Source organism: Clostridium sartagoforme AAU1 (genome assembly GCF_000401215.1).
Taxonomy (GTDB): Bacteria; Bacillota; Clostridia; order Clostridiales; family Clostridiaceae; genus Clostridium; species Clostridium sartagoforme.
This window is the reverse complement of record NZ_ASRV01000079.1, coordinates 1-25,468: the sequence shown is the minus strand read 5'-3', so window position 1 is coordinate 25,468 and position 25,468 is coordinate 1. Positions and strand designations below refer to the sequence as shown.

Sequence of the window (25,468 nt, the reverse complement as noted above, 5' to 3'; positions counted from 1 at the left end):
AAAACTATTACGCATTGTTAATTATTAATTAATCAATTCCATTCTCCTGCTATTTGTGGATTTAAATGGTCTTCATAAAAATCTTCATTATCAAAGTAATCTCCTGCTAAATAAAATGTTGGATCTACGTTAATCCAAATTGCTTCTTCTTTAAGATACACTTGATTCCATGCATGTGGACCATAATTTTCACCATCGAAAGCATCTCCTGTAACTATTCGTGTTCCCAATCCTACTGATTTTGCCATAGCAACATAAAGACAAGAATAATCAAAGCAAATTCCACTTCTTGTATTCCATGCTTCTATTGCTCCACTATTGCTTACCCCCTCTGGGCCTAATGCTTTTTTAGCCTTTGAAAAATCATATTTTATATTTGATCCAATCCATGAATATAATTTTTTTGCCTTTTCTCTATCACTTTTGCTATTTCCAACTATTTCAATTGCTTTTTGATCAATTTCATTTGATGACATTATCCCCTCTTCTAAAGTTACACCATTATAATACACTATTACATTTGAATTTGCTGGAATATACTCCTTAAAATCATTATAAGATATTACAGGTTTGTTTATTGATATTATACGTTCTAATGTTCCATATCCTTTTATATCATTAAATAGGTTAATTTTCATACCTCTTCCAAAGGTTGTATTATAAGTCACAATTCCCATAAACATAATTAAAATAATAACTAATCCTTTTAAAAATCCAAAAAGTGATGAAAATAATACTATTCTTATTTTCCCTTTATTTAATAAACCTTTATAAGTTCTTGTTAAAGGATTATTTAGGCATTTTAAAACAAAATAAATTATTGTTTGTATAAATAGAAAAACTACTGCAAGCATTAATGCTTTAAATAAATTACTACTAATTAAAGTATCTGTTGAATAATTATTTGCAAACTTCAATATAGCTAAATATATATCTTCTAAATTAATAATCATTATTAAAAATGTTATGAAAATAGAAAAATAATAAAGTAACCTCTTTAAAGAATACTCAGCAGTTTCTTCTTCTAATGAACCTTGTAAACTGCCTTTTATTGAAAAAAGCATTAATAAAGCACATAAAATATATGGCAAATATGTAATCATTAATGTCTCTCCTTTTATTAATATATTTCTTCTGTATTCATTACTCTCTTTACAACATTTGAAACTACATCATGATCATATCCTTTTGATAATAAAAACCTATATAGCTTTTGAGATAATTTATATTTATCAGTTTCTCGCTTCGATAGTATATTGTATTTTTTCAATACCATATTATATGCTATTTCTTTTTCATTTTCTTCATCTATGTTGGAAATTTCTTTTTCTATAAGATTATCGCTAATCCCTTTTTTTATTAAATCATACTTTATCTTCTTCTTGCCTTGTAATTTACTCTTATCTTTTACATACATTTTTACATAACTTATATCATTTAACAAATTATATTCCCTTAAAAAGTCTACAGTTTTATCAATAGTTAAATTATCATATCCTTTTAATAAAAGCTTATCCTTAAGTTCTTTTTCACTTTTATAAGATCTCTCTATGATTCTAAGGGCAGCATTCTTGCATTTTATATAATTATCTTCCTTAGAAATAAAGGTTATTTTTTCTATATCAACTTTCTCATTTATTTTTAAATTTTCTTTATAAACTAATTCAGCACTTAATGAAAATGAATACTCGTTATCAATATATATATTTACTCTTTCTTTATTTTTCTTTTGTACTTCTATTTTAGTAATAATATTCATGATTTTCTCCATAATTTTAAGATTTTAATATGTGAATAGTTGGATTGTTTAAAACTTCTCTTGCTACTTGTTGAATTTTATTTACATCCAAACTATGAAGCTTTTCCATATCTGAAACAAATTCATATAGATTTTCATTATCTAACCCTTGGTGAAGCATATAATTACATAGTTCTGAAGGATCTTCTAAAGTTGATATAACTGCTGTTTTATGAACTTTTTTCATAAGATCTAAATCTCTTTCTCCAATTTCTAAAGCTCCATTTTTAACACCAGATATTGTTTCATCTATTGATTTTATAGCTGCTTTCACATCTTCTTCTCCAACTGCAGTATAGATATATAAAGTCTTAACATTATTTGTCATATCTATACTTGTATAAATATCATATGCAAGTCCTCTTTTTTCTCTTACTTCCCTAAATAAAAGAGAATTTGAACTTTCTCCTAATCTATGATTTAAAATTCTAAGTGGAAGTTCTAAATTTCTATCCAAATTATAAAATGTATATAAATAAACTATTGTATTTTGCTCTATATTAGACTTTGTAGTTGTTATAGATTTACAAATATTCTTTTCTTCAATAATATTTTTTTCTTGTTTTTCACCCTTTTCCCACTTAGCAAATTTATTTTTCACTTCATTTAATGCTTCATCATGATCATATGGTGATACTACTGTCACCAATGCATTATTAGGTATATAATATCTATTATAAAAACTAATTAAATCATCCCTTGTATATTTTTTTATATTACCTTCAAGTCCTGCAACATCATATTTTAAAGGACTATCTTTAAATGCTACTTCATTAATTCTTTTAAAACTTAAATCTTCGATATCATCCTTACTAGTCCTCATCTCTGCAAGAATTACGCCTCTTTCCTTTTCCAATTCTTCCTTATCAAATTTAGGATTTATAATCATATCTCCTAAGATATCTATAGCATTTTTAAGTTCTTCGTCTAAACAACTAATTGTATAAACCGTTGATGTATAATCTGTATAAGCGTTATATTCTCCCCCTAAAAATTCTAATTCATCATTTAAAGTTTCATAACTTCTATTTTTTGTTCCTTTAAATAACATATGTTCTATAAAGTGAGATATTCCTTTTTCATTTATATTTTCATATAGAGAACCAACTTTTATTCCAATATTTATAGATGTTATTTTGGTATCTTTTTTTATTGTTATAACTTCTAATCCATTATCTAAAATATGTCTTTCAACATTAAAATTCAATTTGAACATATATTCCACCCATTCTTTATACTTTTTTATTAAAAATTATTTTTTGACTTAAAATTAAATATAATAACATAATTATATATATGTTTTACTTAATAATCTACATAATTAATCTTTACCATATTAATATTGACATTTATAATTAAAATAAAGCATTTAGAATAGGGGGGCTTTTATGAAAAAAATATACTATTAATTGAAGATGAAACTCGTATTAGATTTCTTCTGAGAGATTACTTTTTAAAAGAAGGATTTAATATTATAGAAGCATCTGATGGTGATGAAGGACTTAATTATTTTATAAGCACTAAAGTAGATTTAGTTATATTAGACATTATGATGCCTAAAGTAGATGGAATCACAGTTTTAGAGATGATAAGAAAAGCTTCAACTATACCTGTCATACTATTAACCGCTAAAGGACAAGAAGAAGATAAATTGTTTGGCTATGAAATGGGAGCAGATGATTATATAACTAAACCTTTTTCCCCTAAAGTATTGATAGCTAAAGTAAAAGCTTTACTTAAGAGAACTTCTGAAGAAAGTTTTTCTAGTTCAAAAGAATATGATGGCTTAACTATAAATAAGTTATCTCATGAAGTAAAGGTAAATAAAGAAATTATTAATCTTTCTCCTAAAGAATTTGAACTTCTATCTTATCTATCTGATAATGAAGGAATAGCACTATCTAGAGATACTATACTAGATAATGTATGGGGATTAGATTATTATGGAGATTTAAGAACAGTAGATACGAATATTAAAAGGCTTAGGGAAAAGCTTGGTGATAAATCTAGTTGCATAGTTACGGTTAGAGGAAGTGGTTATAGATTTGAAGCAAAAAAATAAATTTAGTATATCAAAAAAATTATTTTTAATAACCTTCGGTTTAATTTTTAGCATGTTAATTTTTAGTATGTTATTTCAAATTTTGTTTTTTGAAGATTTCTATTTAAGTAGAAAAGTAAAAGATATGATAAAAGATGCTAATAAGTTTAGCACATTAAACTCTTATACTAACGAAAATCTTTTAACTGATGCATTATATAGATTCGAGCAAGAAAATGACTCTAAGGTTGCTATTTTTTCATTAGATGGTAAATTTAAAGTTCTACCGAATTACGATAAAAGTACAGATGATTTTCAGGTTCTAACAGCATTTTGTGCTGAAATTATTAATGATAAAGCTCTTATTAATGAAGTTTTGACTTCTGGTAAACCACAAGCTAACGTTTTTGAGAATAAATCAAGTAACTCAAAAAAATTGGTATTTTATCACCAATGTCATTAAATTCTAAAAATGATTCTATTATTGTAACAGTTTCATCTATGCAACCTATTAATGAAGCTGCTGGTGTTATTAAAGAATTCTATGAATATCTCTTTTTAGGAATTAGTTTAATTGCGATCTTACTCTCCTCTGTTTATGCAAATTTAATTTCTAAACCACTGGTAAATATAAATAAGGTTGCTAAAAAGATGTCTTCAATGGATTTTACAGCTAAATGTGAAGTCAGGTCTGATGATGAAATTGGAAATCTTGCCATAACATTGAATTTTCTATCATCTACATTAAAAAACGCATTAGATGACTTAAAACAAAAAAATAAAAAGTTAGAAGAAGACATTGAAAAAGAACGTAAGCTAGAAGAAATGAGAAAAGATTTCGTTGCTAGTGTTTCACATGACTTAAAAACTCCTATTGGTATAATAGAAGGATATGCAGAAGGTCTTAAAGATGGAATTGCCACTGGTGAGGATGCATTAATTTATATTAATACTATTATAGATGAATCACATAAAATGAACAGATTAGTAACTAATATGTTGGAAATTTCAAAACTTGAATCTGGAAACATAGAATTAGTTATAGAAAAGTTTAATATACTTCGACTAATTAGAAAGCTTATTAAAAGTTTTTCTTTAGAATTTTCTTCTAAAGATATAGAATTAAATTTAATATCTGAATTAGAGTACTGCTATGTTATTGGAGATATATTTCAATTAGAACAAGTCCTTACTAATCTTATTAGTAATGCTCTCAAATATACTCCAAGTAAAGAAAAAGTTATAATAGAAGTTAGTACAAATAATAATATTGTGAATATTTCCATAGAAAATAAAGGTGCTTATATCCCTGAGAATGAAATACAAAATTTATATACTAAATTTTATAGAATTGATAAAGCAAGAAATACTTCTAAAGAAAGTAATGGCCTAGGACTCGCAATAGTAAAAAGAATTCTAAATCTTCATGAAAGTTCATATTCGCTAACAAATACAATTGATGGTGTTAAATTTGAATTTACTTTGAAAAAAGCTGATGACTTAGAAATGATATAAGGCTGTCTATACGACAGCCAGTTTTTATTACATAAAAAAACTTATAATTAATAATATTGATAAAATAATATTTGATATCAGTACAATTTTACTATTAGTAGAAATTGTGCTAATTCCTTTTTCTTCTTTACTTTCTAGCATATCTACCATAATTAATATTTGGTCAAGTTTGTTTAAAACTTCTTTATTTAATTTTTTATTTTCTCCAATTTCACTTATATTTTGTAAAACTTCTTTTTTGCTTTTCTCAACCTCTTCTCTTATATCATCAATTACTATATCCTTATATAGACATTTAAGTTTTTCCTTTATATTATCTTTTATAATATCTTCTCTTAAATAATTATCCACCTAATATCTCCTCCTCTATATTTAACATTCCATCAATAATAATTGAAAGATATTCATAATTTAAAATCAACTCTACATCTTTTAAAGTTCCAGAGTTTATTAATTTAACTATATAATCTTTTTCTTCTAAAAATTCTTTTTTTATATAATTCAACAATGTGCTAATTAACTTTTCTTCTTCTTTAGAAGATTCATCAAAATCCTTAATTTGTTTTTTTAATTTTTTAAGTTTTTTAAGTTCATAATCTTTTATTTTTTTAATTTCACTAACTGCTTCTTCAATATCCTCTAAGCTTTCAAAGTCAGTGTTTTTATTCCTTTCCTTTAGAATTGAAACTAATCTTGCTTCTCTTTCTTTATCTAATTCTACAAAGCTATTTTCCAAATTTTTAATTGTATTTTCTGTATTACATATTTTGCTTTTTAGTTCATTTCTTTTCCTGTTTATAAACTTAATTTCATATTTTTTTGATTCTAAAAATCTTCTTATAATTAAATTTTCATTTGTATTTCCTTCTAAATTATAGTCTATAAATTTATCCTTATAATCTTGTAAAAATAATTTTGTGCCTTTATATATAAAATAGTCTTCTCTTAAATAATTATTATTTTTCATTTCTTCACCCATAATCCCTCACCCCACTATCTAAATATCTACTCTTTAATAGTTATGTCATGCTTATAGATAAGCTTATAGATACTGACTTTATTTAAATACTATAAATTTCAAATATAATTAGTTAAGTGTAAAATATTTCTTGCAACTTATATAGTAATAATATGCTTCTAAATATATTATTATTATAAAAAATAGTAGAAATTTAAAATTCCTACTACTTAAAAATTTAACCTTCAATTAAATTAAAATCTTGTATCTTTTTTATTTTCTTGCACTGAGGACAAATAATTAAACATTCACTCTTTAACCCCTCAAAATTATACCCACATTTATCACATGTACATTCTGATTTATTTATCTCCATCTTCTTCACCCTCCTTATAATACTAATTCTTACCACATATTATTTCTCTTATTCTTCTAAAAATAATTTTAACTTTTTGATAGAAATTTTTAGACTATACATTTATATTCATAGTTTATATAAATATTCTAAAATTATTATATAAAAATAGACTATATAAAAATATAATCTATCTTTCTTTTACTAATTTCCTTCTGATTCTATAGGCTTCTTTTCTCTTAAATTATCCATTATTTCTTCTTTTATTTTTAATATTTCTTCTGACTCCTCAATAGTTTTATTTTCTCCTATTTCAGTTAATTTTTCACTTAATAATAACATAACTAAAGATTCAAATGCATTTGCTCCCTTGCCTTCTCCTTCAGCTCCTGTATTTATAAGGGTTCTTGGAACTATATCAATCTTGCCTTCCTTAATTGCATTTGTAAAGGAAGTCATAACATCATTTATAACTTTATATTGTGGTCCGCCATAAGCATTTACTTGTTCCCTTGCAGCTATAGCCTTTGATATACCTACTCTTGCTTCCTTATCAGCATCAGCTTCTGCTGTTATTTTTATCTTAAAGGCTTCTGCTTCAGATTGCTTTTTAACCTTATAAGCTTCTGCTTCAGAAAGATTTTGTATTTTTTCAGCATCTTGCTTAGCCTTCATAAGCTCTGCTTTACCTTGATTTTCTTGAATTCTAATATTAATATCTGATTCTGTTAAAGTAGTTTGTTGTTTTGCAATAGCTTCTGCTTCTCTAAGTTCCTTTTCTTTTTCTGCTGCTTTTTGTTGAGTTTCATAAGTTTCAAGCTGTTCCTTTGCAATTTGTCTACTTCTTAACTGAGTTAATATTGTTTCAATATTTGTATCTGCCTTAGAGCTTCCAGGAGTTCCTATTAATACTTCTTCTAGTTCTAAATTGTAGTGGTCGAACTTTCCTTTCATTTCTAATGAACTTTGTGCTTGAATTTCGTTTCTTTGTTGTATTAATTCTATTAATGTTTTAGTTTGTCCTATATTCTTAAAATATGCAGATACCATAGGATCTAATGTTTGATCCACTAGCATCTTTATATCTCCGAATCTTTGAATTACAAGAGGTGCTTTTCTATAATCTATATGAAATACTACTGATAGTGGTAATGTTGGTTCAAAAGCATCTTTAGTAATTAAATTTACTTCTTTAAGATTTTCATCATATTTATGACTACCATTTTGATTACTAATCCATTTCAATATTACATTAGTGGTTGGAACTTTAATTATATTACCTGCATAAGTGTTAAATGCATATTTACCTGGCATTAAGGCTTCATTCCAAACTCCTCTATAACCCTTTTTAACTAATTCCCCATGCTTGTAGTCAGTTCCTGAGAAATCTTCTCCCTTTGATCCTGTATATGAAACTACAACCCCTACAAATCCAACTGGGATAATAATTTTAGGAATATATTCTACTGTTGCAAATAATCTATTTATAAAGTAAGTACCATCAGCTAAAACTTGATATTGCCTACCCCTATATCCACCAGCTTTTAAAAATGCATCAATATTTTGAAAATTATTATGATAATTTTCATCGTTATGATTATCTCCAACTATAGGACATATTATATTTTCTGATCCTAATGATTGTCCATCATGTACTGTCACTATTCCTACTAAATCACTATTACCCTCAATTATGATAGGCTCAAATCCTCTTCTTTCAGAAATTAATCTAGACATAGTTAAAATAGTATCTAGCTCATGTTTATTTCCCATCTTTAAATAATAAGTTTTATTTTCTGTAATAATTACAAATTGCGCAAGATTAAATGCATAGGTACCTTCTCTTATTATTCCCCTTTGTGGACCTTTTTGTCCTCCATTTTCTAAGAAGCTTCTTACATCTTGAAAGTTATTTCCCTCTCTGACTACTTTTCCTAAAGTTTGTGTTGCTTCTAAAGGTTTTCCATCTCTTGCAAAAACATAGGCAATTTTCCCTTGGGGTATTGTAACTAGAGGAACTATATGAACTTTATAAATAAATGGTGTTCTAAAATGAATTCCTCCTCTTAGTAATGCAGGTTGATATCCTGCTTCACCCTTCAATGCAATTATTTGTTCATTCAAAGACCCTTTAGTAGACCACCATTTTTCAATAATCCCTACCTTATCATTTGGAATTATTCTAAATCCTATAATCCATAATAATATTATTACTCCAAGGACTATAGATACTACTTTAATTCCAAGTAAAATCATTTCATTCATACTGCACCTCCAATATTTAATAATGTAATTATACCAAATATTGGTTAATAAATAGATATTCATTTTGGACAAAAAAGCTTGTATTTTCTTCGAAAAAAAGCAAAAGAAATAAACATTTCTGTATATTTCTTTTACTATCTATTTATTACATTAGTTTTTTAAATTCATCTTTCCTAAAAGATCTGCAAAAGGATTATTATTAAAGTCCTCTGCCTCTTTTTTCATTTTCTTCATCATATTATTTACTTCTCTTTTATCTACTTTGCCCTTTTTATCAAATCTCTTTTCAAATTGTGAAGCCTTTTCCCTAAAGTTACAGTTTGCACCTGTACAAACATATATCTTTCCGTCTCCTTGACCTCTAACTTCTAACTTTTTCTTACATTCTGGGCATCTAGCATTAGTAGTTCTACTTACACTTTCTCTATATCCACATTCTCTATCTTGGCATACATTCATAACTCCATTTTTACCTTTTACTTCTAAAAGATATTTTCCGCAATTAGGACATTTTTTGCCTGTTTTATTATCGTGAACAAATTTGCTATTATCAGTTTTAACAGCTTCTACTAAGGCTATTGCATAATTTCTCATTTCTTTAATAAAAGCATCTGGATTATCTTTTCCCTTACTAATTCCATCAAGTCTACTTTCCCACTTCGCAGTTAATAATGGAGATTTAAGTTCATTAGGTACTAAATCTATTAATTGCCTTCCTTTAGAAGTTGGAACTATTTCTTTTCCCTTTTTCTCAATAACAAAGGAATTAAATAATTTTTCAATTATATCTGCTCTTGTAGCAACTGTTCCAAGTCCACCTGTTTCATTTAATGTCTTCGCTGCTTCCTTATTTACATTTACATACTTTTGAGGATTTTCCATAGCTGATAAAAGTGTTCCCTCATTAAATCTTGCTGGCGGCTTGGTTTGGCCTTTATTTAAATCCACTGAATTTATCTTTAATAAATCTCCCTTGTTAAGCTCTGGAAGTACTTGGTTCTTTAAATCATCTTCATTTGAACTATCATCTATTATTTCTTTATCATACAAAGATTTCCATCCTTTTGATTTTATAACCTGCCCCTTTGCAATAAAACTTTCTCCATTTATATCAGCCTTTATATTTGTTTGGATATATTCAAATGGTGGCATTAAAATGCTTAAAAATCTTTTAACTACAAGATCATATATATGTTTTTCTTCTGAACTTAAATTGCTTAAGTTTGGCTTTTGTTCAGTAGGTATAATTGCATGGTGATCACTAACCTTGCTATTATCTACAAAGCTCTTATTTCCACTTATTTTACCTTTTAGTATTTCAGAAGCTGCCATTCTGTATTCACCAATAGATATTGCCTTCAACCTATCTGGAATGGTTGAAACAACATCTGTAGATATATATCTTGAATCAGTTCTTGGATATGTTAAGATCTTATGATTTTCATAAAGCCTCTGCATTATTGATAAAGTTTGCTTTGCTGAATATCCCCATATTTTATTGGCATCTCTTTGAAGCTCTGTTAAATCATATAAAGCTGGAGAAAATTTCTTTTTAGGAATTTCTGTTATTGATGTTATTTTAGCATCATGTCCTTTTGAATTATTTAAAATCTTATTTGCACATTCTTCATTAAAAATTCTTGTATTATTATCATTATTAATCCATTGAAGTACTATTCCATTTGCTTTTGCAGATATAGTATAAAAGTCTTTTGGTCTAAAATTCTTTATTTCATCTTCTCTATTTACTATCATAGCTAAAGTTGGAGATTGTACTCTCCCTGCTGAAAGCTGTGCATTATATTTACATGTTAGTGCTCTTGTTGCGTTAAGTCCAACTATCCAATCTGCTTCTGCTCTACATACTGCTGCTTTATATAAATTTTCGTACTGACTTCCAGGTTTTAAATTTTTAAAACCATCTAAAATTGCTTTATCAGTTTGAGATGATATCCAAAGCCTTTTTATAGGTTTCTTAACACCTGACTTTTCTATAATCCATCTTGCTACAAGTTCTCCTTCTCTACCAGCATCAGTAGCTATTACTATTTCTTCAATATCACTTCTATTTAAAAGCTTTTTTACTTCATAAAATTGTTTAGATGTCTTTTTTAAAACTGTTAGTTTCATATACTTAGGTAGCATTGGAAGAGTTTCCATGCTCCAAGTTTTATATTTTTCATCATATCCTTCTGGATCTTGTAGACCAACTAAATGTCCTAACGCCCAAGTTATAATATATTTATTTCCTTCAATATATGCTCCTTTATTTTGATTACATTTTAAAACCTTTGCTATATCTCTACCAACAGAAGGCTTTTCTGCTAGTACTAATACTTTTCCCATATTTTAAATCCTTTCTCTTTTAAGAGATATCCACTTCTTATCTCTTAAACTACATATATTATTTTAACTAATTAAACTATATCTAATTTATAATATTCTGTAAACCTTCTTTAAATAAACAACTGAATAAATTGTTTAACAATTTATATCATTCCTCCATCGACTTTTATAATTTGTCCTGTTAAGTAACTACAGCTATCGTTGCATAAAAATGCTACTAATTTCCCAATTTCAGTGGCTTCTCCAAATCTCCCCATTGGTATTTCTTCTTTTAACTCATTCTTTTCATCTTCACATAAAAATGAATTCATTTCTGTATTAATTACACCTGGAGCAACTGCATTAACTCTTACTCCCATTGGCGCAACTTCTTTTGCAAGGGATTTAGTGAATAAGTTTATTCCTCCTTTTGAAGTAGAGTATATTACTTCACAAGAAGCACCAACATCACCCCATATAGAAGAAATATTAATTATATTTCCAGTACCTTTAGATATCATATGTGGAAGTGCATGTTTACTTAAATACATAGCTCCACGAATATTTACTCCCATAACATTATCTATATCTTCTTTTGAGGAATCCATAAATAATCCTATAGTAGATATTCCTGCGTTATTTATTAGTATATCTATTTTTCCAAAGTATTCTATAACATAGTCTATCATTTTCTTACAGGTATTATAATCTGATATATTTCCCTTGTATAACTTAGCATAACCACCTAATGCAATTATTTCTGCTAATGTAGTTTCTGCTCCATCATCATCTTTAGAATAATTTATAATTACAGAAGCTCCTTCTTTCGCTAATTCAATTGCTATAGCTTTTCCAATACCACGTGATGCACCTGTAACTAAAGCTATTTTTCCTTGTAAGTTTTCCATACTTTTCTCCTAATTTCATTTATATTATAAGCATTCTTTTACTACTCTTTTTACATTTTTAAAGAATATCTTATCAATTTCTGAACTTATAAATTTTTCTTTTATTAGAGCATCTCTAAGCTTCTCTATTTCTCCAATATTTCTAATTTCCACTTCATTTTCTATACCATCAAAATCTGTTCCTAATGCAAGTACATCTATTCCTCCAATATTTTTTATATGTTTAATATGTGCTATCATAGATTGAATTGTAGGAATTCTTTCATTTCCTAAAAATGGTGCACAAAAATTTAATCCCATAACTCCACCTTTATTAGCTAATTTAACTATCATATCATCAGTTAAATTTCTTGAATGATTAGTTATTTCTCTAGCATTAGAGTGTGTTGCAATAAAAGGCTTTTTACATATATCAACTAAATCATAAAAACCTCTATCTGATAAATGAGAGCAATCTGGTATTATTTTAAGGTTTTCCATTTCACTTACTATTTCTTTTCCCTTATCTGTTAATCCATTATTCTTATATCTATATCCTACATTTGGATATCCTATACTATTTGGGAAATTCCAAGTTAATGTTATAAATCTTATTCCCATATCATAGACTTCTTTTACTCTTTCTATTTTTCCTTCTAATACTTCCCCTTCTTCTATTGATAAAAAAGCTCCGATTTTACCTTTATTATTAACTTCTTCTAATTCTTTTAAATTTGTTGCTATTTCAATATCATTATAATTTTCTTTTAATTCCTTCATTAAAACATCATTCATTTTTTTAAATTCTAAATATGGGTTATCTACTATATTTAATTCTATAAAGTGTGCAAAAACTTGTGCTAATGCTTTTGATTCTTTTAATTTCTTTATATCAACTTTACAAATACTTTCCTTAAGTTTTAAATTTTCATATAATAACCTGCTTGCTGTATCACAATGTAAATCTATTGAATTCATTAGAAAATCCCCTTTACTTTTTTTGTTTAATTTTTTGTTTTTTAGATTCTTCTATAATTCTTATTCTTTTATCTCGCGCAAATAATAGATAATCTTTTATACTATTTGGTCCAACTATAACCTTCCTTCTTACCCAAAGTACTCCTGATTCTTGGGATTCAACACTCCATTTCACAAGCGATATACTTCCACTTTCAATTTCTATTGCGGTCATGGCATAAGGTAGAATACAACACCCATCATTAAAATATGGAGGATCAAATTTAGCAGGCATTCTACTATTATGAGTATGTCCACAAATTAGCATCTTACCATTAATTTCAGACCATTTTTCAAGTTTTCTGTCTACCTTACTTCCTTTCTTATTATTCTTAGCAGGACTTATAGGATCTTTAAAGCCTGCAAGACCATTTAAAAATTTCCATACATATCGCACTAAAAATCTTGATAATAGCCAGTAATCTGAATTTATTAAATCTACTTGATGACCATGAGTAACTAAAAACTTTTCATTAACTGGTGTAAATTTAAAATTTATTCCTTCATAGAATTCTATATCTTTGATAAAATCCAAAAAATTTTTGCCATACTCTGTTCCTATTTTTCTTAAAGCTCTGTATTGTATATGATAAAAACTTTCTCTGTTTTTTATTATATCATGATTTCCATAAATCATATAAATTCTATTTTCTTCTTTAAATTTATTAAACAATTTGAATATATCATTATAGCAATATGAAATATTATCATAATTTCTATTTTTCCAAAGCTCATCTCCATCTCCTACTTCTACATAAATAAACTCTCTTCTATAATAATAAGATAAAGCAGTTTTATAAATATTTATATTTGGAAGCATAGAGTCATAAAATGTTCCGTCACCTCTATGAACATCTGAGATAAAAACTATGTTAGTACCTTCATCAAATTTAATCTCCATAGAATTATCATAAAGATAATCTAACCTTTTCATTAATTTCTCCCTAATAATTTATAACATTTTATTATATGATTTATGTTACTTTTTTGCTAAAAACATCCACATAAAATGATGAAATGTTATATATAAATTTAACTATTTTTGTACAAACTACTTATATATTTTAAAGAAAAGAGGCGAAATTTGTGAAATTTAAACATAAATTTATTATCTTAGTTTTAATTGTTATATATGTTTTTAATATACTACCCTTTTCTATCTCCTTTGCTGAGGAATTTTATGAAGATAAAGAAACTTTAAACTTTTTAAATAATGAATCTTCTTTATCAGAAGAAATGAAGAAGGAATTTAAAGATTTACTTGAAAATTTATTTTCTCAAAGAAATGATGCTATAGTTTCTGGTGATTGTGATTTATTGAAAGGTTTTTATGATCTAAATATAAAAGTAAGTTTATGGGCATACGAAAGTGAAGCAAAAAAGACTCAATATTTAATTAATTGGTCTGAAAAACAAGCTGTAAAATTTAGGGATTTAAAATCTATAGTTAGAATAAGGAAAGTTGCAGAAAAAGAACCTGGGCTTTATGGTGTTATTTGTGATGTAGCAACAGATTTCAATTATTATTATATAGATTCTCCTGATATTATTAATCATTTTAGACTTGGAACAAATCATTATCTTAATTTGAAAAAAGAAAATGATAAGTATATTATTACAAAAGAATGGTACACAGATCCTTTTGCAGATTCTTTAGATATTAAAAATATAAAATCTGAAGAAATCAGTAAGTATATATTAGAACATCAACCCCCTGAATTTATTCCAAATGAAAGACAATTAAAAGCAATAGAATATGCACATACCTATTGCGGAATATCTGAAGATGATAATTTTATTTTTAAATATAATTCAAAATATAAAAATCATAATCCAGATGGTGGAGACTGTGCAAATTTTGCCTCTCAAATTTTACATGAAGGTGGCGGTTTTAAAAAGAATCAATTATGGAATTACTCTGGAAAAGAAGGCACAAAAGCCTGGTTAAATGCGCAAGGTTTTAAAAATTACATGGTTGGAAGTGGTAGAGCATCTTATATAGCTAAAGGTACTTACCAACAAACTTATAAAGCTGCTTTTAATATGAAACCAGGAGATTTTGTAGCTTATGAGAAAAAGGGAAGAATAACCCATATATCAACTGTTACTGGATTTGATTCAAAAGGATATCCATTAGTTACTTGTCATAATACTGATAGACTTCTAGTTCCTTATGATTTAGGTTGGAGCAACGATAATATAAGATTCCATTTAATTCATGTGCACTATTAAAACTCAAAATTATATATTATTTTAAACTTTAAAAATTAGCCATATAAAAAGATTTACTATACTTATTTATATGGCTGTATTTTTTATTCTTTTCTTTTAATTATTTTTGCTATAAAGAATCCTTCCATATTTTCATTTGGAATTATTCTTATTGCTTTTGTTACTTCTGGATTATACATTCTTTCTTTATACTGTTTTATACCACTAATAACATTAGATAGTTGTAAATTTATTTTTTCTAATTTTAAATCTTGATATTTATTTAACGCATAATCTAATACTTCTTCATTTTCAAAAGGATTTAATGTACATGTAGAATATACCATAATTCCTCCTGGCTTTAATGCATGATACGCACTGTCAAATAATCTTTTTTGTAGTTTTGAGCATAAAGCAACTTTTTTTTCATTCCATATTTTATATGCTTTATTATTTTTTAAATGAATAGTACCTTCTCCTGAACAAGGTACATCTAATAAAATTCTATCGAAATACTTATTTAACCTTTTTCCTATGCTACATCCATCTGCACCTAAAACAATAATAGAATTTGCTCCTTGTTTTTCTATATTATAATTTAATCTTTCTCGTCTTATTTCATTAACATCATTAGCTAAAATAGTCGCTTTGTTGTTGATCAAGTCTGCCATATAAAGACTCTTTCCTCCTGGAGCTGCACACATATCTAATACAATTAATTCTTCTTTTAAATCTAAAAATAAGGGAGGCAACATTGAAGATAAGTTTTGTAGATATATTTCCCCATTTTTATAAACATCTAATCTTCTTAAACTGCTCTCCTTAACCCCCTTAACTATAAATGCATTCTTTAGAAGTGGATGGTTTACAGCTTTAATTCTATTTTTATTAAACTCATCCATCACCTCTTTTATATTTCCTTTTAAAGTATTAATTCTAAATGTTGTATTTCTTCCTCTATAAAAACTTTTATAAATTAGATCTAGTTGACCAGCTGTATATATATTTTCTAAAATTTCTATAAGTTCGTTTGGTAAGCTATTTTTAACTTCCTTAATTGACACTACATCACCCCTATAGTTTAGCTATAATATATATTTACTTTTCAATAATCTAATTTATGCTTTTAATTAATATAAAAATAGAAGCTGCCATAATGACAACTTCCTTTTTTTAAATATTAATTTTAAGTTCAACTGGACAATGATCTGAGCCTAAGACCTCTGAGTGAATTTTAGCATCTTCTAACTTATCTTTAATTGAGTCTGATACTAAGAAATAGTCAATTCTCCATCCTGCATTTTTAGCTCTTGCATTAAATCTATATGACCACCATGAATATGCTCCTACTTCATCAGGATAAAAATATCTAAATGTATCTACAAATCCTGAATTTAGTAATTCAGTAAATTTACTTCTTTCTTCTTCTGTAAATCCTGCATTCCTTAAATTAGTTTTTGGATTCTTTAAATCTATTTCTTTATGAGCAACATTTAAATCTCCACAAACTATGACTGGTTTCTTTTCATCTAATACCTTTAAATACTCCTTAAATGCATCTTCCCAAACCATTCTATAATCTAATCTTGCAAGTTCATTTTTTGAATTTGGAGTGTAAACTGTTATCATATAGAAATTTTCAAATTCTAATGTTATAACTCTTCCTTCTTTATCATGTTCCTCTATTCCTAAACCATAAGTTACATTTAATGGTTTTTCTTTTGTAAAAATAGCTGTACCCGAATATCCCTTCTTTTCGGCATAATTCCAATATTGATAGTATCCTTCTAATTCTAAATTTATTTGTCCTTCTTGTAATTTACTTTCTTGAATACAAAAAATATCTGCATCCATCTCATTAAAATATTCTAAAAAGCCTTTTGTAACACAAGCTCTTATTCCATTAACATTCCATGATATAAGTTTCATTGATATAGTTCTCCTTTTCTTAATATATCTATATTATAACACTTCTTTATTTAATATAATTCTGTGTATAAATATATTAGTGCTCTTTGATAATTTAAATAGTTCATATATTATTTCAGTTTATATAAAAATAATAGAAATATACAATAAAATAAACTTTTGTACATTTCTATTATATTATAATTTTCTAACACCTATTTTTTACTAGATATTTTATCTATGTAATACTACATTAATTATATAGAGGATGCTTTTCACACAAAGATTTTACTCTGCTTCTTAGCAAATCTAAATTAGGATCTTTTTCAGAAATTGCATCATTAATAATAGATGCTACTTCCTTCATATCTTCTTCATTAAATCCCCTTGTTGTAACTGCTGGTGTACCTATTCTTATTCCAGATGTTATAAATGGACTTTTAGTTTCATTAGGTACAGTATTTTTATTTACTGTAATTCCAATACTATCTAAAAGTATTTCAGCATCTTTTCCTGTAACTTCCTTATTTGTTAAATCTACAAGTATTAAGTGATTGTCTGTTCCTCCTGAAACAATCTTAAAACCATAGTTTATTAACTCATTGGATAATACATTACAATTATTAATTACATTTTTTATATAATCTTTATAACTTGGATCTAATGCTTCTTTAAAACATACTGCTTTTGCTGCTATAGTATGTATAAGTGGTCCTCCTTGTATTCCTGGGAATATAGTCTTATCTAATTGCTTTGCATATTTTTCTTTACAAAGAATCAAGCCACCTCTTGGTCCTCTTAAAGTCTTATGTGTTGTTGATGTTACAAAATCAGCATATGGAACTGGTGATGGATGCTCTCCTGCTGCAACAAGTCCTGCAATATGAGCCATATCAACCATAAATAATGCCCCAACTTCATCACATATTTCTTTAAAAGCCTTAAAATCTATTGTTCTTGCATAGGCGCTTGCTCCTGCAACTATAAGCTTTGGCTTATTTTTAATAGCCATTTCTCTAACTATATCATAATCAATAGTTTCACTTTCAGCATCTACTCCATAAGAAACAAAATTGAATAACTTTCCTGAGAAATTCACTGGTGAACCATGTGTTAAATGGCCTCCATGACTTAAATTCATACCTAGAACAGTATCACCATGCTCAAGAACTGCTAAATATACTGCCATATTTGCTTGTGAACCTGAATGAGGTTGAACATTTGCATGTTCTGCACCAAATAGCTCTTTAGCTCTTTCTATAGCTATAGCTTCAATTTCATCTACTACATGGCAACCACCATAATATCTTTTGTTTGGATATCCTTCGGCATATTTATTAGTAAGGAATGATCCCATAGCTTCCATAACTGCTTTTGAAGCAAAATTTTCTGATGCAATTAATTCTATTCCATCCTGTTGTCTTTTTAATTCTTTTTCGATTAAATTATAAATTACTTTATCTTCTTTTGAAATATTTTCAAAATTCATATTTTCACCCCAAATCCTTTTTAATAAATTATAAATATATTTTATACAATAATCAATTAATATTTATAAATTATTCTTATTTTTTTGTAAATCAATGAAATTCTCAATTAATAAATTTAGTTAGGAGTAGTATATTATTAATTCTGTAAAGTAGTATATACTATAATTAATATATTTATGTTATAATACTTATATTTTAAATAACTTTAGATTTAAGGAGATTTAGTTATGGATATGAATGAAATACTTCATGTTGCTACTTTTGCCGGCAAAATTATGCTTGAATGTGGCGGTGAAACTTATAGGGCTGAAGAAATTATTTGGAGAATTTGCAAAATCTATGGTATAGAAGAAGCTGAAAGCTTTGTTACTACAACAGGTATTATGGTTTCTGTGTGTAGTGATGGTAAGACTTATTCTTTAATAAGAAGAGTTTCGACTAGAACTATAGATTTAGATAAAGTCGATAAAGTAAATGACTTATCTAGAAATATTATAAGTAAGGGACTTTCAGTATCTGAACTTAAATCTCAACTTCAAATCATTAATAATGGAGAAAGATACAGTAATAAAACTGCTATATTAATTTCTGCCTTGGGTGCTTTTTGCTTTGTATTCCTCTTTGGTGGAAAATTAAGAGAAGCTATTGCTGCCTTTTTTATTGGCCTTATTATAAAATCACTATCTATAAAATTTTCTAACCTAGAGATAAATCAATTTTTCATTAATAGTATTCTGGCTGGAATTACTGCTATAATTGCTATACTTTTCTTAAATATAGGACTTATAAATGATATAGATAAAACCATAATTGGTTCAATAATGTTGTTAGTTCCTGGGCTTGCTATAACTAATGCAATTAGAGATACTATATCAGGCGATTTATTGGCTGGTCTTACAAGAGCTGCCGAGGCATTTTTAGTAGCTATATCAATTGCTATAGGTACTGGTGCAGTACTCAGCTTTTGGATTTCTACTTTTGGAGGGCTATAGTATGATGGTACAATCACTATTTGCATTTTTTTCAACCCTTGGATTTGGAATACTATTCAATATAAAAGGCAAAAAATTATTTTATGCTGCTTTAGGTGGAGGATTAAGTTGGTACATAAGTATATTTTGTGAAAATTTAGGTTTAACTACTACTTCGTCATTTTTTATTTCATCCATTATTTTTAGTATATATTCTGAAATTCTCGCGAGAATATTAAAAACTCCTGTTACCACCTTAATAATATGTGCATTAATTCCATTAGTTCCTGGGGGAGGCATGTACTATACAATGTACGAAGCAATAAATGGTAATATAATAAAATCTCTTGAACTTGGACTTAATACTCTTGCTAATGCTGGTTCTCTTTCCCTCGGGGTTATATTTGTATCAACAGTTACTAGACTTTTAATGTCTGCTAGAAAGAAGAAAGAATTTAAAGAACTAGAAAAACGTGCAAAAAGAAAATTTGCAAAATAAAGCCATACACATTGTGTGTATGGCTTTAAATATTATTCTTCTATTGAAATTGCACTTACTGGGCAACCTTCACAAGCTTCTCTTGTAGCATCTTCTAATTCATTTTCAATAATACCTTCTTTAGCAACTGAAACTCCTGTTTCTAAAGAAAATATTTCCGGACAGACTCCTTCACAAAGTCCACAAGATATACATGTATTTTCATCCACAAAGGCTTTCATATAATTTCCTCCTAATTATTTTACATTTAAACTTTATATTCAATAAAATTTAATGTGTCTTTACAATATATAATATAATTATATATTTAAATTTTTATTTGTCAATATTATTAGGAGATAATTATTTGCATTTAATATTTATTATTCTTTGTTATAGTAAGTTTATATTATATTCTCTACATATTTTTAAGTTCTTTTCATCCCAAACTGTTGCTTGAACTTCTCCTATATGAGCTTTATTTAAAAAATACATACAAATTCTAGACTGTCCTATTCCTCCACCTACTGTATATGGTAACTCTCCATTTAATAACATTCTATGAAAGTCTAATTTTCTTCTATAATCATTTCCTGAAACTTTAAGCTGATAATCAAGTGCTTTTTCATCTACTCTTATACCCATGGATGATAATTCTATTGCTCTATCTAAAAGAGGATACCAGAATAATATATCCCCATTTAAACTCCAATCATCATAATCGGGGCTTCTTCCATCATGTTTTTCTCCTGATTTAAGTAATCCTCCAATTTTCATTATAAATACTGCTTTATACTCCTTACATATTGCATCTTCTCTTTCTTTAGAAGTATATTTTGGGTACATATCTTCTAATTCTTGAGAGGTTATGAAGAATATATCTTCCGGTAATTTCTCCTCTCCCGATACTAAATTTTTGTGAACATATTTCTCAGTTTCCTTGAATACTTTATAAATATTTCTTACTATATCCTTTAATTTTTCTTCAGTCCTATCACTTTTATCTATGACTTTTTCCCAATCCCACTGATCTACATAAACAGAATGAAGATTATCTAATTCTTCGTCTCTTCTTATAGCATTCATATCAGTATATAGTCCTTCTGATACTTTAAATCCATATCTGTGAAGAGCTAATCTTTTCCATTTAGCTAGTGAATGAACTATTTCTACATCTTTTCCTGTTGCTAAAATATCAAATTTAACAGGTCTTTCTATACCATTTAAACTGTCATTTACTCCACTTTCTCCTTCTACAAATAGCGGTGCTGAGACTCTTGTTAAATTTAAGCTTTCTGCTAATGCTTTCTCAAAAAAATCTTTGATTCTTTTTATATGAACCTCTGTTTCTATTAATGTTGTGTTACTTTTGTAACCTTCTGGTATAATTATTCCTTCTACTTTCATTTTTAAGCTCCCCTTTTTAATAATATTAAATAATTAAATCTCCACTATTTTAACAATTTTATTGCATAAAAAAAGCTCTCATCCCTATATAAATATATAAAAGGATGAAAGCTATACTTCACGTTGCCACCTTAATTCTCTATTATCTCACAATAATAGACTCTTCAAGTACATAAGTAAATAAAATACTTAGATACTCTAGCACTATAACGGGCGCAACCCGGTTACTGCCTACTAGTTGTTATCTTTCGGAGTACGGCTCAGAGATGTTATTCAAATTAACTTTCTTATTCTACTTACAGCAAGTGTAGAACTCTCTGAAAAGATATGTTAAATCTACTTCTTCTCTTCATAGCCTCTAGTTCAATTATTTATGAGAAAATATTATCACTTTATAGATATTTTGTAAAGTAATATTTTTAATTTTTTACTTTACAAAGGTATTTATCGTCTTTATAAGCTGTTTCAAAGTCTCTTGCTCTGATGACCCTTCTTCAACTCCTAAGCAATTATTTGCATAATATTCTATTGTTAATCCACCAACTCTATTTATAGCTGATCTAATAGCTGATATTTGAACTAAAATATCAGGACAACATACGTTTTTTTCCATCATTCCTTGTATTCCTTTTACTTGCCCTTCAATTCTTTTTAGTCTATTTATTATATCTTTTCTTAACTTTTCATTTTCTTCTTCCATATCTTAATCCTCCATGTTACTATACCTCTATAGGGTATATTTATATTTTATCATTTATTTTAATATTTATATATACTTATTCAATTTTATTTTAAAATCTCTTACTTTTCTTTTGTAGTGTTATAATAAAATTAACCATAAAAAATTTATGTGCTGATAATATATATTTTTTAATTAATAATCTGCATCATTATAGTCTTAATAAAATTAAAAGTTAATAGACTTATTTAAGTAAAATAGCAAAATTGAAAACATATATATTTTTTATTTTTATATAAGTTGCTGAAATAATACCTTTGCTTAAATGCTATTAATTTAAAAGATACTTTAGTTAAGTGTAAAACATTTATTGCAACTTATATATACTATTTATGTTAGTTAGTAATTCAATTATACTGGAGGAATATTATGAAAGATATTTTAGATACATTTAATAACCAAAAAGAGCTTTTTTATTCAGCTAAAACAAAGGATATAAATTTCCGAATAAATAATTTAAAAAAGCTGAAAAAAGTTATAAAAGAAAATGAAGATAAAATATTAGATGCTTTATATAAAGATTTAAGAAAATCTAATTTTGAAGGATTTGCTACAGAAATAGGAATAATTTATAGCGAATTAAATCTTCATATTAAAAATTTAAGAAAATGGTCAAAGACAGAAAAAGTTAAAAACTCTATAATTAATTTTCCTTCTAAAAGTTATGTATATAAAGATCCTTATGGAGTTGTATTAATAATTGGTCCTTTTAATTATCCTTTTCAATTAGTTATCTCCCCTTTGATTGGGGCGATATCTGCTGGGAATTGTGCAATTATAAAACCTTCTGAAAATACTAAAAACACAGCATTATTACTTGAAAAGATAATTAATGAAAATTTTAATGAAAATTTTATAAAAGTTGTTAATCCTTTAGGTGGAAAAGATGTTGTTTCTTATTTATTAAATTTAAATTTTGATTATATATTCTTTACTGGAAGTGTAAAAGTAGGAAAAATAGTTATGGAAAAAGCATCAAAAAACCTTATTCCTCTAACTTTAGAGCTTGGTGGAAAAAGCCCTTGTATAATAGATAATTCTGCTAAGTTAACTCTAGCTGCTAAAAGAATTGTTTGGGGAAAATTTTTAAATGCTGGTCAAACTTGTGTTGCTCCAGACTATATATTTGTTCAAAAAGATATTAAAGATAAATTATTGGAAGAGTTAAAGAAAGAAATACTTATTCAATTTGGAAATAATTTAAAATCAAGTCCTGATTTTCCTAGAATAGTTAATCTTCAGTCTTTTTCAAGATTAAAAAATTATTTAAAAGATGGAGATATCTACTTTGGTGGAAATTCAGATGAAAATGATTTATATTTAGATCCAACACTTTTGATAAATATCAAACAAAATAGTTTGATTATGGAAGAAGAAATCTTCGGACCTATTCTTCCAATTTTAGAATACTCAAATTTAGATGAAGTTATTTCTTATGTTACAAAAAAAGATAAACCCCTTGCTTTATATTACTTTTCTGAAAATTCTTCTTCTATAGAAAGAATTCTAAATTTAACAACTTCTGGTGGAGTTACAATAAATGATACTATAATACATGTTGCTTCTTCATATTTGCCTTTTGGCGGTGTTGGCTCAAGTGGTATGGGATCATATCATGGTAAAGCTAGTTTTGATATATTTACACATAAGAAATCTGTTATTAAACGTGGTACTTTTGCAGAGTTTCCTCTTAGATTTGCACCATATAATAATAAAATAAACTTATTAAAAAAGATTATGAAATAATAACTCTATTTTCTATTTATTGAAATACTTCTATTATTGAAGTATTATATATTTATATTATAAAATATAAGGAGGGCCTTTATGAGAAACTTTAATTTTAAAAATGGGACTGAGATTATCTTTGGAAAAGATTCTGAATCACAAGTTGGGACTTTAATAAAGAAATATACAAATAAAATTTTACTTCATTATGGTGGAGGAAGTATAAAGAAAACTGGATTGTATGATAAAGTTATTAAATCTTTAAAAGATTCAAATATAGAATTTGTTGAACTTTCAGGAGTTAAACCAAATCCTAGAGTTTCCCTAGTTCGTGAGGGAATTAAAATTTGTAGAGATAATAATATTGACTTTATTCTAGCTGTAGGTGGCGGGAGTGTTATAGATTCTTCTAAAGCTATTGCTGCTGGAGTTAATTATAACGGAGATGTTTGGGATTTATTTATAGATACACCTATTAATCATAAATGTATACAACTTGCAACTATTTTAACAATTCCTGCTGCTGGTAGTGAAACAAGTTCTGGCTGTGTTATAACTAACGAAGATGGATTATATAAAAGAAGTACAGGACATCCAACTTTAAGACCTGTGTTTTCAATAATGAATCCTGAACTTACTTATACTTTACCTAAATATCAAACTTCTTGTGGAATTGCTGATATGTTTGCTCATATACTTGAAAGATATTTTACAAATGAGCCTAATGTAGATTTAACAGATAGGTTGTGTGAAGGAACAATGAAAGCAATAATAGATAATGCATTGAGACTTAACATAAATCCTAATGATTATAATGCTAGAGCAGAGATTATGCTATCAGGTATGGTTGCTCATAATGGATCTTTAGATATGGGTAGACTTGGAGATTGGGCTAGTCATGATATTGAACATGAACTTAGTGGTGTATACGATATTGCTCATGGAGCTGGATTAGCTATTATATTCCCTGCTTGGATGAAATTTGTTTATAAACATGATATTAATAGATTTGCTCAATTTGCAAATAGAGTATTCGATATAGATATAAATTTAAATAACCTTGAAGAAACAGCTTTAAAAGGAATCAAAGCTTTAGAAGATTTCTTTACAGCTATAGAACTACCAACTCGTTTAAGTCATGTGGATATTGATGATTCTAATTTAGAAGAAATGTCTAATAAGCTAGTTGCTCACACAGATCATGTTGGAAATTTTGTGCAAATAAGAGCAAAAGAAGCATTAGAAATATTAAAATTAGCACTTTAAAAAAATTATAAAGTACTTTTGTTACTCTTTATCATCTTATTTCACAAAATATAATAATTATAAATTTAAATTACATTATTCCTAATTATTGCTTCTATTACCAATATTT

The 25,468-nt window shown here is 27.0% G+C and carries 23 protein-coding genes, 1 pseudogene and 1 other annotated feature; of the genes and pseudogenes, 7 read left to right on the top strand and 17 right to left on the bottom strand.

The genetic code is table 11. The annotated features are described in order from the left end of the window. Nucleotides 1-32 precede the first annotated feature (32 nt). From A500_RS06185 to A500_RS06175, 3 genes are read right to left on the bottom strand one after another with little or no spacing between them, the layout of a single operon-like run. Entirely contained in the window at nucleotides 33-1,103 is a 1,071-nt protein-coding gene (locus tag A500_RS06185; RefSeq protein WP_016206732.1) for a transglutaminase-like domain-containing protein, read from the bottom strand. Nucleotides 1,104-1,120: 17 nt separating this feature from the next. Next, nucleotides 1,121-1,759, bottom strand: coding sequence for a recombination regulator RecX (gene recX, locus A500_RS06180; protein WP_016206731.1), 639 nt, complete (start codon nucleotides 1,757-1,759; stop codon nucleotides 1,121-1,123). Between the two features lie 16 nt (nucleotides 1,760-1,775). After that, on the bottom strand, nucleotides 1,776-3,014 hold the full coding sequence (locus A500_RS06175; RefSeq protein WP_016206730.1) for a M16 family metallopeptidase: 1,239 nt from the start codon (nucleotides 3,012-3,014) through the stop codon (nucleotides 1,776-1,778). A 183-nt stretch (nucleotides 3,015-3,197) separates the two neighbouring features. On the opposite strand from A500_RS06175, the gene A500_RS06170 reads away from it, so the two are divergent. Both A500_RS06170 and A500_RS06165 read left to right on the top strand, forming a co-directional pair. After that, nucleotides 3,198-3,860 (top strand): response regulator transcription factor, encoded by a 663-nt coding sequence (locus A500_RS06170; RefSeq protein ID WP_040436596.1) that lies wholly within the window; start codon nucleotides 3,198-3,200, stop codon nucleotides 3,858-3,860. Nucleotides 3,861-3,912: 52 nt separating this feature from the next. Continuing rightward, nucleotides 3,913-5,354, top strand: a pseudogene (locus tag A500_RS06165) (sensor histidine kinase). 27 nt (nucleotides 5,355-5,381) lie between these two features. Here the strand turns inward: A500_RS06165 and A500_RS06160 are convergent. The 8 genes from A500_RS06160 to A500_RS06130 form a co-directional block, all read right to left on the bottom strand. Next, entirely contained in the window at nucleotides 5,382-5,705 is a 324-nt protein-coding gene (locus A500_RS06160) for a hypothetical protein (RefSeq protein ID WP_016206728.1), read from the bottom strand. After that, nucleotides 5,698-6,333 (bottom strand): hypothetical protein, encoded by a 636-nt coding sequence (locus A500_RS06155; RefSeq protein ID WP_016206727.1) that lies wholly within the window; start codon nucleotides 6,331-6,333, stop codon nucleotides 5,698-5,700. The genes A500_RS06160 and A500_RS06155 overlap by 8 nt, the downstream gene beginning before the upstream one ends. A gap of 217 nt (nucleotides 6,334-6,550) precedes the next feature. Further along, the gene (locus tag A500_RS20335) at nucleotides 6,551-6,688 is read right to left on the bottom strand and encodes a hypothetical protein (RefSeq protein ID WP_156174298.1); all 138 of its coding nucleotides are present in this window, start codon (nucleotides 6,686-6,688) and stop codon (nucleotides 6,551-6,553) included. Between the two features lie 183 nt (nucleotides 6,689-6,871). Beyond that, a complete protein-coding gene (locus tag A500_RS06150) occupies nucleotides 6,872-8,932 on the bottom strand; it encodes an SPFH domain-containing protein (protein ID WP_016206726.1) in 2,061 nt (686 codons plus the stop codon). 150 nt (nucleotides 8,933-9,082) lie between these two features. Further along, entirely contained in the window at nucleotides 9,083-11,278 is a 2,196-nt protein-coding gene (locus A500_RS06145; protein ID WP_016206725.1) for a DNA topoisomerase III, read from the bottom strand. Between the two features lie 143 nt (nucleotides 11,279-11,421). Further along, a complete protein-coding gene (gene ymfI, locus A500_RS06140; protein WP_016206724.1) occupies nucleotides 11,422-12,165 on the bottom strand; it encodes an elongation factor P 5-aminopentanone reductase in 744 nt (247 codons plus the stop codon). A gap of 24 nt (nucleotides 12,166-12,189) precedes the next feature. Continuing rightward, complete coding sequence (locus tag A500_RS06135) at nucleotides 12,190-13,122, bottom strand: dipeptidase (RefSeq protein WP_016206723.1); 933 nt, start codon at nucleotides 13,120-13,122, stop codon at nucleotides 12,190-12,192. A 13-nt stretch (nucleotides 13,123-13,135) separates the two neighbouring features. Then, nucleotides 13,136-14,095: a metallophosphoesterase gene (locus tag A500_RS06130; RefSeq protein WP_016206722.1), complete on the bottom strand. Its 960-nt coding sequence runs from the start codon at nucleotides 14,093-14,095 to the stop codon at nucleotides 13,136-13,138. Between the two features lie 152 nt (nucleotides 14,096-14,247). On the opposite strand from A500_RS06130, the gene A500_RS06125 reads away from it, so the two are divergent. Further along, nucleotides 14,248-15,393: an amidase domain-containing protein gene (locus tag A500_RS06125; protein WP_016206721.1), complete on the top strand. Its 1,146-nt coding sequence runs from the start codon at nucleotides 14,248-14,250 to the stop codon at nucleotides 15,391-15,393. Between the two features lie 83 nt (nucleotides 15,394-15,476). On the opposite strand, the gene A500_RS06120 is transcribed toward A500_RS06125, so the two are convergent. The 3 genes from A500_RS06120 to glyA all read right to left on the bottom strand — a co-directional run bounded on the left by A500_RS06120 (nucleotide 15,477) and on the right by glyA (nucleotide 18,769). Next, the gene (locus tag A500_RS06120) at nucleotides 15,477-16,436 is read right to left on the bottom strand and encodes an RsmB/NOP family class I SAM-dependent RNA methyltransferase (protein ID WP_016206720.1); all 960 of its coding nucleotides are present in this window, start codon (nucleotides 16,434-16,436) and stop codon (nucleotides 15,477-15,479) included. Between the two features lie 109 nt (nucleotides 16,437-16,545). Beyond that, the gene (locus tag A500_RS06115) at nucleotides 16,546-17,301 is read right to left on the bottom strand and encodes an exodeoxyribonuclease III (protein WP_016206719.1); all 756 of its coding nucleotides are present in this window, start codon (nucleotides 17,299-17,301) and stop codon (nucleotides 16,546-16,548) included. A 232-nt stretch (nucleotides 17,302-17,533) separates the two neighbouring features. Continuing rightward, nucleotides 17,534-18,769, bottom strand: a complete 1,236-nt coding sequence (gene glyA / locus A500_RS06110; RefSeq protein WP_016206718.1) for a serine hydroxymethyltransferase — start codon at nucleotides 18,767-18,769, stop codon at nucleotides 17,534-17,536. Between the two features lie 228 nt (nucleotides 18,770-18,997). Here glyA and A500_RS06105 point away from each other — a divergent pair, with 228 nt between their 5' ends. Then, nucleotides 18,998-19,762, top strand: a complete 765-nt coding sequence (locus A500_RS06105) for a threonine/serine exporter family protein (RefSeq protein ID WP_016206717.1) — start codon at nucleotides 18,998-19,000, stop codon at nucleotides 19,760-19,762. Nucleotide 19,763: 1 nt separating this feature from the next. After that, nucleotides 19,764-20,240, top strand: a complete 477-nt coding sequence (locus A500_RS06100) for a threonine/serine exporter family protein (protein ID WP_016206716.1) — start codon at nucleotides 19,764-19,766, stop codon at nucleotides 20,238-20,240. A 32-nt stretch (nucleotides 20,241-20,272) separates the two neighbouring features. Here A500_RS06100 and A500_RS06095 read toward each other — a convergent pair whose 3' ends face one another. From A500_RS06095 to A500_RS06085, 3 genes are all read right to left on the bottom strand, one after another. Continuing rightward, entirely contained in the window at nucleotides 20,273-20,461 is a 189-nt protein-coding gene (locus A500_RS06095) for a ferredoxin (protein ID WP_016206715.1), read from the bottom strand. A 151-nt stretch (nucleotides 20,462-20,612) separates the two neighbouring features. After that, entirely contained in the window at nucleotides 20,613-21,626 is a 1,014-nt protein-coding gene (gene asnA / locus A500_RS06090) for an aspartate--ammonia ligase (protein WP_016206714.1), read from the bottom strand. A gap of 97 nt (nucleotides 21,627-21,723) precedes the next feature. Next, nucleotides 21,724-21,988, bottom strand: a binding site (T-box leader). 65 nt (nucleotides 21,989-22,053) lie between these two features. After that, a complete protein-coding gene (locus A500_RS06085; protein WP_016206713.1) occupies nucleotides 22,054-22,326 on the bottom strand; it encodes a metal-sensitive transcriptional regulator in 273 nt (90 codons plus the stop codon). Nucleotides 22,327-22,734: 408 nt separating this feature from the next. On the opposite strand from A500_RS06085, the gene A500_RS06080 reads away from it, so the two are divergent. Beyond that, nucleotides 22,735-24,111: an aldehyde dehydrogenase gene (locus A500_RS06080; protein WP_016206712.1), complete on the top strand. Its 1,377-nt coding sequence runs from the start codon at nucleotides 22,735-22,737 to the stop codon at nucleotides 24,109-24,111. Nucleotides 24,112-24,192: 81 nt separating this feature from the next. Beyond that, nucleotides 24,193-25,359: an iron-containing alcohol dehydrogenase gene (locus tag A500_RS06075; RefSeq protein ID WP_016206711.1), complete on the top strand. Its 1,167-nt coding sequence runs from the start codon at nucleotides 24,193-24,195 to the stop codon at nucleotides 25,357-25,359. The last annotated feature ends 109 nt before the right edge of the window (nucleotides 25,360-25,468 follow it).

What these genes read in the sequence shown, in the direction of transcription:
- A500_RS06185 (WP_016206732.1), bottom strand. Translation starts at nt 1,103, where the DNA reads ATGATTACATATTTGCCATATATTTTATGTGCTTTATTAATGCTTTTT.
- recX (WP_016206731.1), bottom strand. Translation starts at nt 1,759, where the DNA reads ATGAATATTATTACTAAAATAGAAGTACAAAAGAAAAATAAAGAAAGA.
- A500_RS06175 (WP_016206730.1), bottom strand. Translation starts at nt 3,014, where the DNA reads ATGTTCAAATTGAATTTTAATGTTGAAAGACATATTTTAGATAATGGA.
- A500_RS06155 (WP_016206727.1), bottom strand. Translation starts at nt 6,333, where the DNA reads ATGGGTGAAGAAATGAAAAATAATAATTATTTAAGAGAAGACTATTTT.
- A500_RS20335 (WP_156174298.1), bottom strand. Translation starts at nt 6,688, where the DNA reads ATGGAGATAAATAAATCAGAATGTACATGTGATAAATGTGGGTATAAT.
- A500_RS06150 (WP_016206726.1), bottom strand. Translation starts at nt 8,932, where the DNA reads ATGAATGAAATGATTTTACTTGGAATTAAAGTAGTATCTATAGTCCTT.
- A500_RS06145 (WP_016206725.1), bottom strand. Translation starts at nt 11,278, where the DNA reads ATGGGAAAAGTATTAGTACTAGCAGAAAAGCCTTCTGTTGGTAGAGAT.
- ymfI (WP_016206724.1), bottom strand. Translation starts at nt 12,165, where the DNA reads ATGGAAAACTTACAAGGAAAAATAGCTTTAGTTACAGGTGCATCACGT.
- A500_RS06135 (WP_016206723.1), bottom strand. Translation starts at nt 13,122, where the DNA reads ATGAATTCAATAGATTTACATTGTGATACAGCAAGCAGGTTATTATAT.
- A500_RS06130 (WP_016206722.1), bottom strand. Translation starts at nt 14,095, where the DNA reads ATGAAAAGGTTAGATTATCTTTATGATAATTCTATGGAGATTAAATTT.
- A500_RS06115 (WP_016206719.1), bottom strand. Translation starts at nt 17,301, where the DNA reads ATGAAACTTATATCATGGAATGTTAATGGAATAAGAGCTTGTGTTACA.
- glyA (WP_016206718.1), bottom strand. Translation starts at nt 18,769, where the DNA reads ATGAATTTTGAAAATATTTCAAAAGAAGATAAAGTAATTTATAATTTA.
- A500_RS06105 (WP_016206717.1), top strand. Translation starts at nt 18,998, where the DNA reads ATGGATATGAATGAAATACTTCATGTTGCTACTTTTGCCGGCAAAATT.
- A500_RS06100 (WP_016206716.1), top strand. Translation starts at nt 19,764, where the DNA reads ATGATGGTACAATCACTATTTGCATTTTTTTCAACCCTTGGATTTGGA.
- A500_RS06095 (WP_016206715.1), bottom strand. Translation starts at nt 20,461, where the DNA reads ATGAAAGCCTTTGTGGATGAAAATACATGTATATCTTGTGGACTTTGT.
- asnA (WP_016206714.1), bottom strand. Translation starts at nt 21,626, where the DNA reads ATGAAAGTAGAAGGAATAATTATACCAGAAGGTTACAAAAGTAACACA.
- A500_RS06085 (WP_016206713.1), bottom strand. Translation starts at nt 22,326, where the DNA reads ATGGAAGAAGAAAATGAAAAGTTAAGAAAAGATATAATAAATAGACTA.
- A500_RS06080 (WP_016206712.1), top strand. Translation starts at nt 22,735, where the DNA reads ATGAAAGATATTTTAGATACATTTAATAACCAAAAAGAGCTTTTTTAT.
- A500_RS06075 (WP_016206711.1), top strand. Translation starts at nt 24,193, where the DNA reads ATGAGAAACTTTAATTTTAAAAATGGGACTGAGATTATCTTTGGAAAA.